Below are 16,210 nucleotides of genomic sequence, written 5' to 3' on the forward strand. Positions count from 1 at the left end.
GCCATTGCCTAGTGGTGATAGCGGAGGGGAAACACCCGTTCCCATCCCGAACACGGAAGTTAAGCCCTCCAGCGCCGATGGTAGTTGGGGCCAGCGCCCCTGCAAGAGTAGGTCGCTGCTAGGCAAACAACGTGGAGTATTAGCTCAGCGGGAGAGCACCACGTTGACAGCGTGGGGGTCACTGGTTCGATCCCAGTATACTCCACCATCATGGGGCGTTAGTTCAGGGGGAGAACGCTTCGCTGGCAGCGAAGAGGTCAGGGGTTCAAATCCCCTACGCTCCATCGTATGCGGTCGTGGCGGAATGGCAGACGCGCTAGGTTGAGGGCCTAGTGGGGGCAACCCCGTGGAGGTTCAAGTCCTCTCGACCGCATCGCTCCAAACAGCTATGGAGGAGTACCCAAGTCTGGCTGAAGGGGTCGGTTTCGAAAACCGATAGGGGTGTCACAGCCCGCGGGGGTTCGAATCCCTCCTCCTCCGCCATAAATATTGACTTAGCTCAATTGGTAGAGACGAGCACCTGCTTCGTCGAGTCGGCTTCGAGTTGTCCCGACGCATCCAGCGTCTTCGAATGGGCTGGGAGAGGAAGGGACACAACAGAAGCCAAGGAGTCACGGTCTACTTCTATCATGCCGACTTAGCTCAATTGGTAGAGACGAGCACCTGCTTCGTCGAGTCGGCTTCGAGTTGCCTCGACGCATCCTGCTTCCTCGAAACAGCTTGTAGAGGAAGAGGCACAGAGCACAACAATGAGCCACCTTCTTGCATTTATTTTATGCCGACTTAGCTCAATTGGTAGAGCAACTGAATCGTAATCAGTAGGTTGCGGGTTCGAGTCCTGCAGTCGGCATCACGATTACGGAGGGGTAGCGAAGTGGCTAAACGCGGCGGACTGTAAATCCGCTCCCTTTGGGTTCGGCGGTTCGAATCCGTCCCCCTCCATTTTTATTTCTTATAAGCGGGCCTATAGCTCAGCTGGTTAGAGCGCACGCCTGATAAGCGTGAGGTCGGTGGTTCAAGTCCACTTAGGCCCATCACTTATGATGGACGACAAGAATGATTCTTGTCGTCTTTTTTGCGTTGTCGCTAAAGGCATAATGTGCTCTACCATCTCCATGGAGAATCCTCTAACTTTCACATGTCAACGAAAGGGTGCCCCCGTTCAGACACCCTCCCTTGGTTTTTACTTGAAAGTGGTTTTAGCAGAGAAACTTCCGCTTCAAACAAAACTAGAAGCCGTTCACAGAACGATAGTCCGTTTGCCTAATGGACGTACTTCCCATAATCAGGGGTAGCGATACGGTCAAAATTACGGGCGAGTTTTGTCAACCCTTCACGCAGCTCTTTGCCGGCGACAGGAGCACCGTGTCCGGTGATGGCGACTGACGGAAAGAGTGCGGCTAACTTGCGCACCGACTCGCGGGCGGCCGTCCAGTCGGTCGTATAGTAGCGCGGCGGGCCGGTAATTTCGGTTTGCTGGGTCAATACTTTGTACAGCGAGTCTTGGCGGACGGTGACGAACGCGTCGCCGGCGATTAAAGCGGCGTCGCGCGGCCGAAATAACGAAATGTGGCCTGGCGTGTGCCCCGGTGTGTGGATCCAGCGGAACTCCGGCAAGTGCGGAACGGTGCCGTCCTCTGGCAGCGGATGAACGCGATCGCCCAGTTGAATCGGTTCATTTGGGAAAAACGGTGATATTTTGGCGATGAAGCCGCCCTCGACGGAAGCGTCAGGTTCAGGATAGCTCGCCTTTCCAGTCAAATACGGCAGTTCAGCCGGATGGGCATACACCGGGACATTCCAATGCTTGACAAGCTCAACAATCGCTCCAACGTGGTCAAAATGGCCGTGGGTTAAAACAATGGCTTGCGGGCGGCTGCCGCTGCCAAAGCGGTCTTCCACGACTGAAACAATGTCATCGGCTGATCCCGGCATGCCAGCGTCGACTAATACAAACGCGCGGTCGTCCGGGCGGCCGACAAGACAAATGTTCACGATTTGGATCGTATGGCAGTACAAATCGGGCAGCACGCTGACTCCGAGGCCGCTCGCTGCTGACGTCGCAGGTATGAAACGATAGTCTTCTCCGTAGTGCAGTTGTTCCTCTGCCATGGGAACTCCCTCCTTGCACGAATGGATAGCCCATCGATAGGATTCCTTATCGAGAAGCGGGATATGCAACGCTAGGTTCGAACGGAAAACACCTTCCGCTTTTTCCTCTTTGGCCGCTTGCTCGACATGCCCCGCCAAATAATGGTACTATAAAGGAAAGGAGGAAAGGAGGAAAACAGGATGAGCATTTTGAAAAAAGGATTGGCGTTTGGGCTTGGACTCGCCATTGCCAGCAAAGAACAAGCGGAAAAATTGATCGATGAGTTGGTCAAAAAAGGAGAGTTGTCGCTTGATGAATCGAAGGAAGTGATCGATCAATGGAAGCAGCAAACCGAAGCGCGGAAAGCGGAAGTGCAGCGGCTTGTACGCGAGCAAATCAAGCAGGTGATCGATAAACTCGACTTGGCGACGAAAGAAGACGTGCGGCAGCTCGAGGAGCGAATCCGCCGTCTTGAAGAAAAGGAACAAAGCGGAGAGTAACGGGCTTTTTTGACTGCTGTTTGACGCTCTAAGGGAGATGATCGGATGATCGGGAAACGGGTGCGCCATATCGGAAGGTACCACGAAATCGCCGCCTCCTTGCTTCGGCACGGATTCGGGATGATCGTCGATGAGCTCGGCTTTTCGTCGTTTCTTTCGTTGCCGCCGCGATGGAGAGCGGAGCAAGGGAAAAAGGAAGGAAAAACGGTTGGGGAGCGGCTCCGCCTTGTGCTCGAGGAGCTCGGCCCGACGTTCGTGAAGCTCGGGCAAATTGCTAGCACACGGCCGGATTTGATTCCCGCTCCGATCATCAGTGAGCTCGAAAAGCTGCAAGACCAAGTTCCGCCGTTTCCGTTTGCCGATGTCCGCCGGATTGTCGAAGCGGAGTTTGGAAGTTCGCTGGAAACACTCTTTCGTTCATTTGAGGAAATGCCGCTCGCTGCCGCTTCGCTTGGACAAGTGCACCGGGCGGTTCTTCCTTCCGGACAGGCCGTGGCGGTGAAAGTGCAGCGCCCGCACATCGCTGCGCGGGTGGAGACGGATCTGGAAATTTTGCAAGATTTGGCCGTGCTGGCGGAACGCCGTCTCGATTGGGCGGCAACCTACCAATTGTCTGAGATTGTCGATGAACTGGCGCGTTCATTACGGCAGGAGCTGGATTATACAGTCGAGGCGCGCCATGCGGCAGCGTTTGCGGAACAGTTTGCCGGCGATTCGTTGGTGTATGTGCCAGGCGTCTTTTGGGATTATACAACAAAGACGGTGCTTACAATGGAATACGTTGAAGGGATCAAGCTCGGGGAAATCGAGCGGCTGAAAGAAGAAGGATACTCTCTCAAAGCATTGGCGGAGCGGTTGACGAAAACAGTGTTAAAGCAAATGTTTGAGCACGGCTTTTTCCATGGCGACCCCCATCCTGGAAATGTGTTCGTTCTCTCCGACGGAGTGCTGGCCTTTATCGATTTCGGTTTGATGGGCCGGCTTCGTCCGAATGTCAGGCATCATCTTTCGTCGCTGATTATCGCCTTGATGCGGCAAAGCACCGATGGGGTGTTGGCCGCGATTTACGGCCTGGGACTCGTCCCGGATGAGGCCGATGAGGAGAAGCTGCGCGATGACATTGACGATCTGCGAGAGAAATACTACCGCGTCCCGCTCGGTGAGATTAGCCTTGGTGAAGCCGTCGAGGATTTGCTTTCGGTGGCGTTTCGGCATGGCATTCGCATTCCGAGCGACTTGACGCTGTTAGGCAAAGCGCTGTTGACGGTCGAAGGGGTGGTGGAAATGCTTGATCCGCAGTTTCGCATCATGGATGTGGCGGAGCCGTTTGGGCGGAAGCTGTTGAAAGACCGTCTTCGGCCTGACCGGGTGGCGGAGACAGCGTGGAGGCGCGTCGCCGATTATGGCGAGATGCTCCTTCGGCTGCCGGACAGTGTAAAGGAGCTGGCCAAAATCATGCGGCGCGGCAAACTTCAGCTCGAGATGACAGCGTCAGACCTTGAGGCGTTTTTGCACAAACTTGATCAAATTAGCAACCGACTGTCCATTAGCATCGTTCTTCTTTCGTGGAGCATCGTCATGGCTGGCATGATGATCGCTTCATCGTTCGGACGGCAGTCGATGCTGCTATGGAAAATTCCTGCTGTTGAAATCGGATTAGGTGTGTCCGCTTTTCTTTTTGGTTGGCTGCTTTACTCGATTTTTCGTTCGGGAAAGTTTTAGCGTTTGTTGCACAATGTTAAAAAGGGCTAAACCATTTTCTGTCTCATAGAAGGATTTTTCTTTCTCGATCGCGAAACAAGTACTGCAAAACCAAAGAGGGAAGGAGAGAACCCGATGCCCATTGTCAACCCAAGCCGGGAAGAAATCGGCGACATTTTGCGCAAGGCGAAGCGGATTGCCATTGTCGGCTTGTCCAACAATCCCGAGCGCGAGTCGTATATGGTGGCGAAGGCGATGAAAGACGCCGGATACGAAATCATTCCGGTTAATCCGATGATCGAGGAATGGGAAGGCATTCCAGCGGTCGACAAACTGACGGATATCGAAGGACATGTCGATATCGTCGATGTGTTTCGCCGTTCCGAACATTTGCCGGAGCTCGCCCGCGAGTTTGTGCAAATCGACGCGGACGTATTTTGGGCGCAGCTTGGCGTCGTCAATGAAGAAGCATACGCGTTTTTAAAAGAAAAAGGCTATACGGTGATTATGGATCGCTGCATTAAAGTAGAACATGCGCTTACAAAACGCCCGTAACAGGCAAAGCGCGCCATTGACGAAACGGCCATCTTCTCTAAGATGGTCCTTTCGTTTTTCAGGCGCCGTTGTCCGATTTTGTCAAGCGGTGTCAAAAGACAATGGACAGCTGGTCATTTTATGATACAATAAAACAGAAACAGATGTTCTTGTTTTGGCAGAAAGGGGTGGGCTTGTGGCAAAGCAAGCGATACATGACTATAACGAAGATGCCATTCAAGTGTTAGAAGGGCTTGAGGCGGTGAGGAAGCGGCCAGGGATGTACATCGGCAGCACCGACAGCCGCGGGTTGCATCATCTTGTTTATGAAATCGTCGACAACTCGGTCGATGAAGCGTTGGCCGGATATGGAAATTACATTTTGGTGCAAATACATAAAGATAACAGCATCACCGTCCTTGATGAAGGGCGCGGCATGCCGGTCGGGATGCATAAGCTTGGCAAGCCGACGCCGGAGGTCATTTTGACCGTGCTTCATGCCGGCGGCAAATTCGGCCAAGGCGGCTATAAAACGAGCGGCGGCCTGCACGGAGTCGGGGCTTCGGTTGTCAACGCTTTGTCGGAATGGCTCGTCGTCACGATTCATCGCGACGGCTTCATGTACCGCCAACGGTTTGAGCATGGAGGCAAACCGGTGACGACGCTAGAGAAAATCGGCACAACGAACAAAACCGGAACCATCATTCAATTTAAGCCGGACCCAACGATTTTCAGCACAACGGTGTTCAATTACGAAACCTTGAGCGAACGGCTGCGCGAGTCGGCGTTTTTGTTAAAAGGGCTGAAAATTGAGCTCGTTGACGAACGGACCGGCATGCGGGAGGTGTTCCATTACGAAAACGGGATTGAAGCGTTTGTGGCCTATTTGAATGAGGAGAAAGATGTGCTCCACCCGGTTGTGTATTTTTCTGGTGAGCAAAACGGCATTGAGGTCGAGTTTGCGTTTCAGTTCCATGATGGTTACTCGGAAAACGTCTTGTCATTTGTCAACAACGTGCGCACAAAAGACGGCGGGACGCATGAAGCCGGGGCGAAAACGGCGATGACGCGCGTCTTTAACGAATACGCCCGCCGCGTCGGCTTGCTTAAGGAAAAGGATAAAAATTTAGAAGGAACGGATATTCGCGAAGGGCTGTCGGCGATCGTCTCGGTGCGCATCCCGGAGCATTTGCTTCAGTTTGAAGGGCAGACGAAAGGCAAGCTCGGAACGAGCGAGGCGCGTTCAGCCGTCGATGCGGTTGTTTCCGAGCAATTGACGTACTTTTTGCAAGAAAATCCGGACGTGAGCACGATGCTCATCAAAAAAGCGATCCGGGCGTACCAAGCGCGCGAAGCGGCCCGCAAAGCGCGCGAAGAGGCGAGAAGCGGCAAAAAGCGGAAAGGGAAAGAGGCGCTCTTAAGCGGCAAGCTGACGCCGGCGCAAGGGCGCAATCCGCAAAAAAACGAGCTGTATTTGGTCGAAGGCGATTCGGCGGGCGGTTCGGCGAAACAAGGGCGCGACCGCCGCTTCCAGGCGGTCCTTCCGCTGCGCGGGAAAGTCATCAACACGGAAAAGGCGAAGCTTGGCGATATTTTGAAAAACGAGGAAATCAATACGATCATCCACGCCATCGGCGGCGGCGTCGGCGCTGATTTTTCGCTCGATGATGTCAACTACGACAAAGTGATCATTATGACCGACGCCGACACGGACGGCGCCCATATTCAAGTGCTGCTTTTGACGTTTTTTTACCGCTACATGCGTCCGCTCATTGAAGCGGGAAAAGTGTACATCGCCTTGCCGCCGCTTTATAAAATCAGCAAAAAAAGCGGCAAAAAGGAAGTCATCGAATACGCATGGACAGATGAGCAATTGCGGGAAATCACGAAACGAATGGGCCGCGGCTATACGATTCAGCGCTACAAAGGGCTTGGCGAAATGAACGCCGATCAATTGTGGGAAACGACGATGAATCCGGAAACGCGCACGTTGATCCGCGTGCGCATTGAAGATGCGGCTCGCGCCGAGCGGCGGGTGACGACACTGATGGGCGATAAAGTCGAGCCGCGCCGCAAATGGATTGAAACGCATGTTGCCTTTGGGCTTGAGGAAGAGCCAGGGTGGATCGGCTGATGGCGGCGCGAAAAGACGCCGCCATGATTGCGCCGATGTCTTGTAGGAAAGGAGAGGTATGATGGCAGAGCGATTGTTGGAATTGCCGTTAGAAGACGTGCTTGGCGACCGCTTCGGCCGCTACAGCAAATACATCATCCAAGACCGGGCGCTGCCCGATGCGCGCGACGGGCTGAAGCCCGTGCAGCGCCGCATTTTGTATGCGATGTACATCGATGGCAACACGGCCGATAAACCGTTTCGTAAGGCGGCGAAAACGGTTGGGAACGTGATCGGCAATTTTCATCCGCATGGCGACTCGTCAGTGTACGAGGCGATGGTGCGGATGAGCCAAGAGTGGAAGCTGCGCAACGTGCTGATTGAAATGCATGGCAACAACGGCAGCCTCGACGGCGACCCGCCGGCGGCGATGCGCTACACGGAAGCGCGCTTGTCGGCGATCGCCGCTGAGTTATTGCGCGACATTGACAAGCAAACGGTCGCGTTTGTGCCGAACTTTGACGATACGACGGAGGAGCCGACCGTCTTGCCGGCGATGTTTCCGAACTTGTTGGTGAATGGCTCGACCGGGATTTCGGCCGGCTATGCGACCGACATTCCGCCGCATGCGCTCGGCGAGGTGATCGATGCTGTCCTGATGCGGATTGACCGGCCGGATTGCACGGTTGAGGAGCTGATGACCGTCCTTCCCGGCCCTGATTTTCCGACCGGCGGCATCATCCAGGGGAAAGACGGCATCCGCAAGGCGTATGAGACCGGCCGCGGGAAAATCATCATCCGCGCCAAAGCCGCCATCGAGCAGGCGAGAGGCGGGAAAAAGCAGATTGTCATCACGGAGTTGCCGTATGAAGTGAACAAGGCGAATTTGGTGAAAAAAATTGACGAGCTTCGTTTGGACAAAAAGCTCGACGGCATTGCTGACGTCCGCGATGAAACGGACCGGAACGGGCTGTCGATCGTCATCGAGCTGAAAAAAGACGCCGATGCCGAGGCGATCCTTAACTATTTATACAAAAACACCGATTTGCAAGTGCCATACAGCTTCAACATGGTGGCGATCCATGAACGCCGGCCGAAGCTGATGAGCTTGCCGGAGCTGTTGGATGCCTACATCGCCCACCGGAAGGACGTCGTCACGAACCGTTCGCATTTTGAGCTCAAAAAAGCGAACGAGCGGAAGCATATTGTCGACGGGTTGATCAAAGCGCTCTCGATTTTGGATGAGGTGATCGCGACGATTCGGGCGTCGAGTGACAAGCGCGATGCGAAAGATCGGCTGATGGCGGGCTACGGGTTCACCGAGGCGCAAGCGGAAGCGATCGTGACGCTTCAGCTTTACCGGCTGACAAACACCGATATCGCCGCGCTTCGGCAGGAAGCGGAAGAGCTCGACAAAACGATCGCCGAGCTGAGCGCGGTGTTGGCCGATAAGAACAAGCTGTTGTCGGTCATTAAAAAAGAATTGAAGGCCATGAAAAAGCAATATGCTGACGAGCGGCGGACGGCGATTGAAGAGGAGATCGAAGAGCTGAAAGTGAACGTTGAAGCGCTCATTCCGGCTGAAGATGTGATCGTGACCGTGACAAAGGAAGGATACGTGAAACGAACGAGCTACCGTTCGTACAGCGCATCGAACGGTCAGGACATCGGCATGAAGGAGACCGACCGTCTGCTCGCCCAGCTCGAGATGAATACGACCGATGTGCTCTTGCTGTTCACCCGCCGCGGCTATTATTTGTATTGCCCGGTTCATACGCTGCCGGACATCCGCTGGAAAGAGGTCGGCCAGCATATTTCAAGCTTGATTCCGCTGGAACGCGACGATGAGCTCATCGCCGCTGTCCCTGTTTCCTCGTTTGAGACGGACGAACAGCTCGTCTTCGTCACGAGGCAAGGGATGGTGAAACGGACCGAGCTTTCCCAATACCAAGTGCAGCGCTACACGCGCCCGCTTGTTGCGGTCCATGTGAAAGACGATGATGAGGTCGCCGCCGTCTATGCGACGGACGGCCGCGGCCTCCTTTGGCTGGCGACGCATGATGGCTATGCACTTTTGTTTGCCGAAGAAGAAATCAGCCTGGTCGGCGTGCGCGCTGCCGGGGTGAAAGGGATTCAACTAAAAGAAGGAGACTTTGTCGCCGCCGCCTGCCCGCTTCGCCCTGAAGACCGCGGTTTTCTCGTTGTCGCGACGCAGCGCGGGGCGGTGAAAAAAATGGCGCTAGGCGAGTTTGAGCCATCCTCGCGCGCCAAGCGGGGTGTGCGAATCGTGCGCGAAGTGAAATCAAACCCGCACTGCGTGGCCGGAGCGGTTTTGGTCGGCGAGAGCGAGGGGACGGTCGGGCTGCGGACGGAAAAAGGGGCGACGGAGATGGTGGAGACTGCGTCGCTTCGCTTGTCGGACCGCTACGCCACCGGCTCGTTTGTCATCGATACGGATGAAGCGGGAGCAGTGGTGGACGTCTGGAAAGAACCGGCGAAGGGGATTGGCAAAGGAGAAGAAGGATGAGGGCGGACCGTTCGGATGTGCCTGTCGGTCGGCGCGCGTTGTTTGAGGGCGGAAAACCGCGGGCGAAAGCCCCGCGCTTTCAAACCAGCGTTTGTTTGCCGCCAAGCCCATGTTGGAGATTGATCAACAAAATAGGGAACGAAAAAGGGCGCTCCTTTTCATGGAGCCCCTTTTTCGATTGCGGCCTTTCCATTCGGGAATTACCAAAACTTCCACCATTTGTTCGTCCGGGAGCGGCCGGCGTTGGTGTTGGCTGCTGTTTGCCGAAAGGAAAGCACCAGTTCCCGGAAAGCTTTTTCCCGCTCGATAATGCGCTGTTCGAGCTGTTTTCGCTCCTGTTCTTGCCTCGCTTTTTCTTCGTGACAAAAGGCGACGACCGTTTCCAAATGTTCGTGCAGCTGCTCGGTTTTTTGCTGCCACGCTTCTTGGTAGTCTTGAAGGGAGCGGCGCACGGTTTCCGCCGCAGCGCTCGTCTGCTCGCCGAGGTGGTCGAGTTGCCCTTTGACCTCCCTCATCGCCTGTTGGATGGTGTCGGCTGCCTCGCGCTTGACGGCGTCGACGAGCTCGTCTTTTACGCGGGCGACGAGCTGTTCTGCTATGTACGGGGCCCCATGGCGCAACAAACGGGGCACGTCAATAATTTCCCCTTCCATCACATCGGGTTCCACCGGAGCAGGTGGATCGGCGGGCCGCCCGTTCATCTGGGTGATGAGATCCGCGATTTCGCGCGGATGGCGGCCTTCCTCGAGCAACATACGGATTTGACGAAATCGATGGATCAGCTCGTCGGTATAAATGCGCGCCCCTTGGCTGGTGCGGGGAACGGTGATCCATTGAGTGAATTGCTTTTCCCACTGTTTCAAGTCACGGGCGGTCGTCCCGATTTTTTTCGCTGCTTCGCGGAGTGTATAGGTTTTCATCGCATTTCCTCATCCTTTCTCGTCTTTTGGCATTGATTTGCGTTATGTTTTATTTTCCTACTCGGTCATTGATTTTCCTGCCGCTTGACAAAACATAACAAAAGAAGTGGAAGTTAGCAAAAAAACAACAACTATTGTCGAAAAATGAAGGTGGTCATCGGAAGATGTTTACAAACAAGGCGGGGGCTGGAATGCACTCTTTTGGTGCAACCACGATCAGCCGCGCATCGTGTCGCGCTATGGCGATGACGGGACGTATTGGAAAGAATCAGCCAAAATGTTGGCGACGACGATCCATTTAATGCAAGGGACACCATACATTTACCAAGGCGAAGAAATCGGTATGACGGATCCGAAATTCACCGATATCCGCGATTACCGCGACGTCGAGTCGCTCAATATGTACCGGATTTTGCTTGAACAAGGCAAAAGTGAGCAAGAAGTGATGGAAATGGTGATTCTTATATTTGTCGATTTTGCGCGCCGGAAATGACGGCGGCGGCCTGGGCCGCGAATCGAATCGCATGGCGCTGCGCCTTTGGGCCGCGGCGTTTTTTTTATGGCGTCCGATGGTTATTTAATAAACAAAACTATGTTCTAAATAATCAACAAAATCATAAACGAACAGCATTATGGCTATCCTTGTTAACAGCAAGATCGCAAAGGGGGATGCCGGTGTGGAAGGAACATGGTGGTCGCTATTGCCTTTTCTTTTGATCATTCCGCTCGCCATTTGGCTGAAAGAAATTTTGCCCGGTCTTATAGCCGGGCTGCTTGTCGGGGCGTTTTGCCTTGAGCGGTCGCTTGTCGGCGGCATCGAGCGGGCGCTGTCCGCCATTGTTCATTCGCTCAGCGATGTTGAACACATGAAGGTGGCGGCGTTTTTGTACTTGTTCGGCTCGCTTATTGGCATGATGCAAATCACCGGTGGGATCAAAGGGTTTGTCGAGAAGCTGTCTGGGCGCATCCGCACGAAGCGCAGGCTTTTGTTGTTCGTTTGGTTGACGGTGCCGGTGACGTTTTTTATGCCGATGTTCCGCATTATGCTCCTCGGTCCGGTGATGAAGGCGGTGCTTCGCCAGTTTCGCATCGACCGGCGCCGGATGGCGTACATCATCGATGTGTCCACTGAACCGATCATCGTGCTTCTGCCGGCGGCAACGGCGTTTGTCGGCTTTATGACGTCTGTTGTAGCGGCGGCGCTGGCGCAAAACGATATTCATGAACCGGCGTATGGCGTTTTTTTGCGCAGCTTGCCGTACAATCTGTTTGCCATTATCGCGCTGATAATCGGGCTGCTGACGACGATGCTGAACATCCGCATCGGCAAGCCGCGGGCGAAAAAAGGAGAGGAGAAAACAAACGAATTGCACGGCCTCGGGCTGCGCAAAGAATTGTCCCTTGTCACAGGAGAGCCGCTTCACCTTTTTGTCCCGCTGGCGTTGCTGCTCGGGCTGACGTTCGCTTTTTTTGCCTATGATGGTCGGCGGCGCGGGGCGCACGGCTGGCTAGAAGCGTTTTCGCAAGCGGATGCAACATGGGCGATGCTGTTGGCGCTGTTTGTGACCCTTCTTCTCTCGATGGGGTTTTATGTATGGCGCAGGCAGTCGCTGTCGGAGTTGATTTACCACTTTTTCGCGGGAGGCAACGAGTTGATGGCGCCGATCGGCATGCTCGTTCTCGTTTGGGCCGTCTCCGCGGTGGCGGGGGAGCTCGGCCTTACCGCTTACGTGGCTTCGACGTTTGGGACATGGCTTCCCGGGACGTTTGTGCCCGCGGCAGTGTTTTTGGCCGGATCGTTTTTGGCGTATTTTATCGGGTCCTCGTGGGGGACATGGGGCATTTTCATGCCGCTTGGCGTCACGCTCGCGCACGCGACTGGAGCACCGCTTGAGATGACGGTCGGCGCGGTGTTTGCGAGCGGAACGTTCGGCGCGTTTGCCTCGCCGCTTGGCGATACGACCATCACGACAGCCGCCATCATGGATATGGACTTGATGAACTATGCGAAATACAAACTGCGCATTTCCTTGATTGGCGCCGGGCTGTCGCTTGCCGGGTACGTGCTGCTTCCGCTTTGGGCCGGGTGAGGAGAAGCGAACGCTTCGCTCTCCTGCTCCTCACCTCTATCTAAACTATGTTCTAAATCATCAAATATCAAAAACAAAACAGTTGCATCCATAAGCGAATTAAGCTATGATAAAAATAACATACTGACTAGTTGGTAGACACACTGCTGTGTCTGCCGTCAAAAAGGGAGAGGGAACACGAATGAAAACGCACACGATTACGGTCAATCCGCGTTTTTGTGAAACAGACGCGCTCGGACATTTAAGCAACATCAGCTATTTTATTTATTTGGAAGAAGCGCGCACCCGTTTGTTCGATGAGCTGAGCCACGGCGGACGTACGGACGAATGGCACTTTGTTTTGGCGTCTACGAAGTGCGACTTTATTCGCCAAGCGTTTTTCGGGCGGCGGTTGCGGGTGGAAACGAATGTCTCCCGCATTGGCAACAAAAGCTTTCAATGCATCCATCGCATCGTCGAGGAGGAAACAGGTACGCTCATTGCCCTCGGAGAGGCGGTCGTCGTCCATTTTAACTTCCATACCCAAACAAGCGAACCGCTCCCGGACGAGCTGCGGGCGCGGCTGGCGGAGTACCTTGTTTCCACTGAACAAGCCGCGCCGTGCAACCCGCCCAAAAATGTATAATCCTCTTTAGATTGTTTGAACGATCCGCCCACCCGGCGGATTGTTGTTTTTTCTGGACCAATCGTCAAAAGGATACATACTCTGTATTGAGAATAGGCTGATTGCGGAAAGGGGGAGCAGTGATGATGATTCGGGCGACGATTGGCCATGCGACGTATACGTGCCGCGGTGAGCTCGAGACGTATTTTCAGCCGTTTCGCGACGGAACGATCGGCCGCTTTCATCCGTTTTCCACCCCGTTTGGCGAGCAGCGGCTTCTTTACGCCGACTGGACGGCAAGCGGACGGCTGTATCGCCCGATTGAGGAGAAAATGGCCCGTGAACTCGGCCCGTTCGTCGGCAACACCCATACTGAGTCGAACGTGACCGGGACGAAAATGACGCTTGCGTATCGCTATGCGAAAGAACTCATCAAACAACACGTCCATGCCAAAAAAAGCGATGTTTTGATCATGCAAGGCGCCGGGACCACAAGCGCCGTCAACAAGCTGCAGCGCCTGCTTGGCTTGCGCGTGCCGGAGCGGTGGAAACGGCGCTTGGTGCTGGCGGATGACGAGCGCCCGGTCGTGTTCGTCACCCATATGGAACACCACTCGAATCTGCTGCCGTGGGCGGAAACGATCGCTGAAGTCGTGACGATTCGGCCGACCCAAAACGGGGATGTCGATCTTGACCATTTGCGCGAGCTGCTCGAGCGCTACCGCGATCGGCCGCAAAAGATCGGCGCATTCACCGCCTGCTCGAACGTAACTGGGATCGAAACGCCGTATCATGCCTTGGCGAAACTGATGCATGAATATGGCGGGCTTTGCTTCGTCGACTTTGCCGCTTCCGCCCCGTATGTGCGCATCGATATGCACCCGGATGACCCGATGGAACAGCTAGATGCCATTTATTTTTCGCCGCACAAATTTCTTGGCGGACCGGGAAGCGCAGGAGTGCTTCTCTTTGACAGCCGGCTGTATGACCAAAAGGCGCCTGACCATCCAGGAGGCGGAACGGTGTATTGGACCGACCCGTGGGGGCATTACGAATACGTAGAGGCGATCGAAGAGCGGGAAGACGGGGGAACGCCGCCGTTTTGGCAAACGATCAAAGCAGCGCTCGCCATCCAGCTGAAAGAGCAAATGAACATAAAACGAATGCGCGCCCGCGAACAGGAGCTCGTATCGCTCCTATTGCCGGCGTTAAAAGACATTCCCGGCGTCCGGGTGCTGGAAGGGCATCGGGATGACCGGCTTGGCATCATTTCGTTTGTCATCGACGGGCTGCACTACAACATCATCGTCAAGTTGCTCAACGATCGTTTCGGCATCCAAGCGCGCGGCGGTTGTTCATGCGCCGGGCCGTACGGCCATTATTTGCTTGGCATCGATCAAGAGCAGTCCGCCGCCTTGCTCAACGAAGTCAAAAGCGGCAACTTGTTGGCAAAACCGGGCTGGGTGCGCGTGTCGCTTCATCCGACGATGACGAATGAAGAAGTGTATACGATCCTTCATGCCGTCCGCCAAATCGCCCGCCATGGCGCCCGCTGGCAAGAGGAGTATGTATACGATGCGGAGAAAAACGAGTTTGTCCATCGCCACGATGACCGATATGTCCGCCATTTCTTTCTGTTGTAATGCATTTTCATTTCCTCACCAATGCAAAACCGGTACAATAGAGGCATCCTGGAAAAAAGAAGGGGAGAACGATGAACGAATTGTACCATTTGCTTGTGCGGACCGAACGGGAAGAAGAGCTTCACCGCCGGGCATGGCGCCTCGCTGAACAGTTTTCCGCCCGCGCAGCGCATTATGATGAGCGGGCCGAGTTTCCGTTTGCCAACTTCGCTCTGTTAAAAGAAGCCGGATTTCTGTCGTTGACCGTCCCGGCCGAATACGGAGGCGGCGGGGCCTCGCTGTACGAGCTCGTGCTCGTGCAAGAGACGCTGGCCCAAGGCGACGGCGCCACCGCCTTGTCACTCGGTTGGCATTTAAGCATTGTCATGCGCCTGTATTTGCTGCGCCGCTGGCCGGAAGCGGTGCTCATCCGCCTGGCCAGCGAGATCACGGAACGCCATGTGTTGATAAACAGCGCCCATTCTGAACGGGCAACCGGCAGCCCGGCGCGCGGGGGAAAACCAACAACAACCGCTTGTTTCCGCAACGGCCGCTGGGTGCTTCATGGGCGAAAAGCGTTTGCGTCATTGGCGCCGGCACTCGATTACGTGCTAATTTCCGCCACGATTGACAGCAGCGGCGAGGTCGGCGAATTTCTTGTCCCGATGAAAACCCCGGGGCTTCGCATTGAGCCGACATGGCACACGCTCGGCATGAAGGCGACGCGCAGCGATGACCTCATCCTTGATGGCGTCGAGGTTGAACCGGAAGCGCTCGTGGAGATGCTGGAGAAACCGGTCGGTGCAGCACCGGCACAAGGATGGCTTTTGCATGTTCCGGCATGCTACTTAGGGATCGCCATCGCCGCCCGCAATGAGGCGCTCCGCTTTGCCCAAACGTACCAACCGAACACGTTGTCGCAGCCGATCGCCTCGACGCCGGAGGTGCAGCGGAAAATCGCCGAGATGGAGTGGCGCCTCGTTCACGCCCGTCATTTTCTGTATAGCATCGCCGATTTATGGGATCGATACCCTGACAAACGTCATGAAATGAAAGAGGAACTGGCAACCGCCAAGTTCATTGCGACGAATACCGCGCTCGAGGTTGTCGATTGGGCGATGCGCATCGTCGGGGGACAAAGTTTGTATGCTGATAGTCCGCTTGGGCGCTATTACCGAGACGTGCGCGCCGGACTCCATAACCCGCCGGCTGACGACTTGACGATCGCGTGGCTCGCCAAGCGGGCGCTTGCCGGCAGTCGAACGCGCGCAAAAGCTGACGCCTAAGCAGCCAACCAATGCAGGTTGACTCAAGAACATTCAACGTGTGTTTTCCAGACAAATCGAAACCGCTGTCCCTAAATGCGAGGGACAGCGGTTTTTTAACATAAATCAGCCAGAAGTCCCCCACCTCTACAGGTGGGGGATGAATGGCGTTCGGTTTTTCTGTTTTTCTCTTTCTTCTTTGGATGGCAATAGAATACAATAAACATAGGAGGTGAAACCAT

At 54.9% G+C, this 16,210-nt stretch carries 11 protein-coding genes, 7 tRNA genes, 1 rRNA gene and 1 pseudogene; 18 read left to right on the forward strand and 2 right to left on the reverse strand.

Annotated elements, in window-relative coordinates; translation table 11 throughout:
• Positions 1-7: 7 nt before the first annotated feature.
• The 8 genes from rrf to ETC02_RS14640 all read left to right on the forward strand — a co-directional run bounded on the left by rrf (position 8) and on the right by ETC02_RS14640 (position 1,034).
• Positions 8-124, forward strand: a 5S ribosomal RNA gene (gene rrf / locus ETC02_RS14605).
• Between the two features lie 9 nt (positions 125-133).
• A tRNA-Val gene (locus tag ETC02_RS14610) sits at positions 134-208 on the forward strand.
• Positions 209-212: 4 nt separating this feature from the next.
• Positions 213-284 (forward strand) — tRNA-Ala (locus tag ETC02_RS14615).
• A 6-nt stretch (positions 285-290) separates the two neighbouring features.
• Positions 291-373, forward strand: a tRNA-Leu gene (locus ETC02_RS14620).
• Between the two features lie 17 nt (positions 374-390).
• Positions 391-483, forward strand: a tRNA-Ser gene (locus ETC02_RS14625).
• Between the two features lie 294 nt (positions 484-777).
• Positions 778-850 (forward strand) — tRNA-Thr (locus ETC02_RS14630).
• Between the two features lie 10 nt (positions 851-860).
• Positions 861-942 (forward strand) — tRNA-Tyr (locus ETC02_RS14635).
• 18 nt (positions 943-960) lie between these two features.
• Positions 961-1,034: transfer RNA gene (locus ETC02_RS14640), tRNA-Ile, on the forward strand.
• 229 nt (positions 1,035-1,263) lie between these two features.
• Here the strand turns inward: ETC02_RS14640 and ETC02_RS14645 are convergent.
• The gene (locus ETC02_RS14645) at positions 1,264-2,112 is read right to left on the reverse strand and encodes an MBL fold metallo-hydrolase (protein ID WP_050367266.1); all 849 of its coding nucleotides are present in this window, start codon (positions 2,110-2,112) and stop codon (positions 1,264-1,266) included.
• 180 nt (positions 2,113-2,292) lie between these two features.
• Here ETC02_RS14645 and ETC02_RS14650 point away from each other — a divergent pair, with 180 nt between their 5' ends.
• From ETC02_RS14650 to parC, 5 genes are all read left to right on the forward strand, one after another.
• Positions 2,293-2,592 carry a phasin family protein gene (locus ETC02_RS14650; RefSeq protein WP_050367265.1) on the forward strand — a complete coding sequence of 100 codons (300 nt, stop codon included), beginning with the start codon at positions 2,293-2,295 and terminating at the stop codon, positions 2,590-2,592.
• 45 nt (positions 2,593-2,637) lie between these two features.
• Positions 2,638-4,314 (forward strand): ABC1 kinase family protein, encoded by a 1,677-nt coding sequence (locus ETC02_RS14655; RefSeq protein ID WP_050367264.1) that lies wholly within the window; start codon positions 2,638-2,640, stop codon positions 4,312-4,314.
• Positions 4,315-4,428: 114 nt separating this feature from the next.
• On the forward strand, positions 4,429-4,848 hold the full coding sequence (locus ETC02_RS14660; RefSeq protein WP_050367263.1) for a CoA-binding protein: 420 nt from the start codon (positions 4,429-4,431) through the stop codon (positions 4,846-4,848).
• A gap of 175 nt (positions 4,849-5,023) precedes the next feature.
• A complete protein-coding gene (gene parE, locus ETC02_RS14665; protein WP_171698385.1) occupies positions 5,024-6,961 on the forward strand; it encodes a DNA topoisomerase IV subunit B in 1,938 nt (645 codons plus the stop codon).
• 61 nt (positions 6,962-7,022) lie between these two features.
• Complete coding sequence (gene parC / locus ETC02_RS14670; protein WP_171698386.1) at positions 7,023-9,467, forward strand: DNA topoisomerase IV subunit A; 2,445 nt, start codon at positions 7,023-7,025, stop codon at positions 9,465-9,467.
• 200 nt (positions 9,468-9,667) lie between these two features.
• Here parC and ETC02_RS14675 read toward each other — a convergent pair whose 3' ends face one another.
• Entirely contained in the window at positions 9,668-10,387 is a 720-nt protein-coding gene (locus tag ETC02_RS14675) for a MerR family transcriptional regulator (protein ID WP_033014107.1), read from the reverse strand.
• A gap of 175 nt (positions 10,388-10,562) precedes the next feature.
• Between ETC02_RS14675 and ETC02_RS14680 the strand changes: the two are divergent.
• From ETC02_RS14680 to ETC02_RS14700, 5 genes and pseudogenes are all read left to right on the forward strand, one after another.
• Positions 10,563-10,844 (forward strand): annotated as a pseudogene (locus ETC02_RS14680) (alpha-amylase family glycosyl hydrolase); the annotation flags it as partial.
• Between the two features lie 220 nt (positions 10,845-11,064).
• Positions 11,065-12,477 carry a Na+/H+ antiporter NhaC family protein gene (locus ETC02_RS14685; RefSeq protein WP_063211263.1) on the forward strand — a complete coding sequence of 471 codons (1,413 nt, stop codon included), beginning with the start codon at positions 11,065-11,067 and terminating at the stop codon, positions 12,475-12,477.
• Between the two features lie 181 nt (positions 12,478-12,658).
• Positions 12,659-13,102, forward strand: coding sequence for an acyl-CoA thioesterase (locus ETC02_RS14690; protein WP_050367261.1), 444 nt, complete (start codon positions 12,659-12,661; stop codon positions 13,100-13,102).
• Positions 13,103-13,224: 122 nt separating this feature from the next.
• Complete coding sequence (locus ETC02_RS14695) at positions 13,225-14,724, forward strand: aminotransferase class V-fold PLP-dependent enzyme (RefSeq protein WP_063211265.1); 1,500 nt, start codon at positions 13,225-13,227, stop codon at positions 14,722-14,724.
• A 71-nt stretch (positions 14,725-14,795) separates the two neighbouring features.
• Positions 14,796-15,989, forward strand: coding sequence for an acyl-CoA dehydrogenase family protein (locus tag ETC02_RS14700; RefSeq protein WP_050367260.1), 1,194 nt, complete (start codon positions 14,796-14,798; stop codon positions 15,987-15,989).
• The last annotated feature ends 221 nt before the right edge of the window (positions 15,990-16,210 follow it).

Source organism: Geobacillus sp. DSP4a (assembly GCF_013096875.1).
Lineage (GTDB): Bacteria > Bacillota > Bacilli > Bacillales > Anoxybacillaceae > Geobacillus > Geobacillus thermophilus.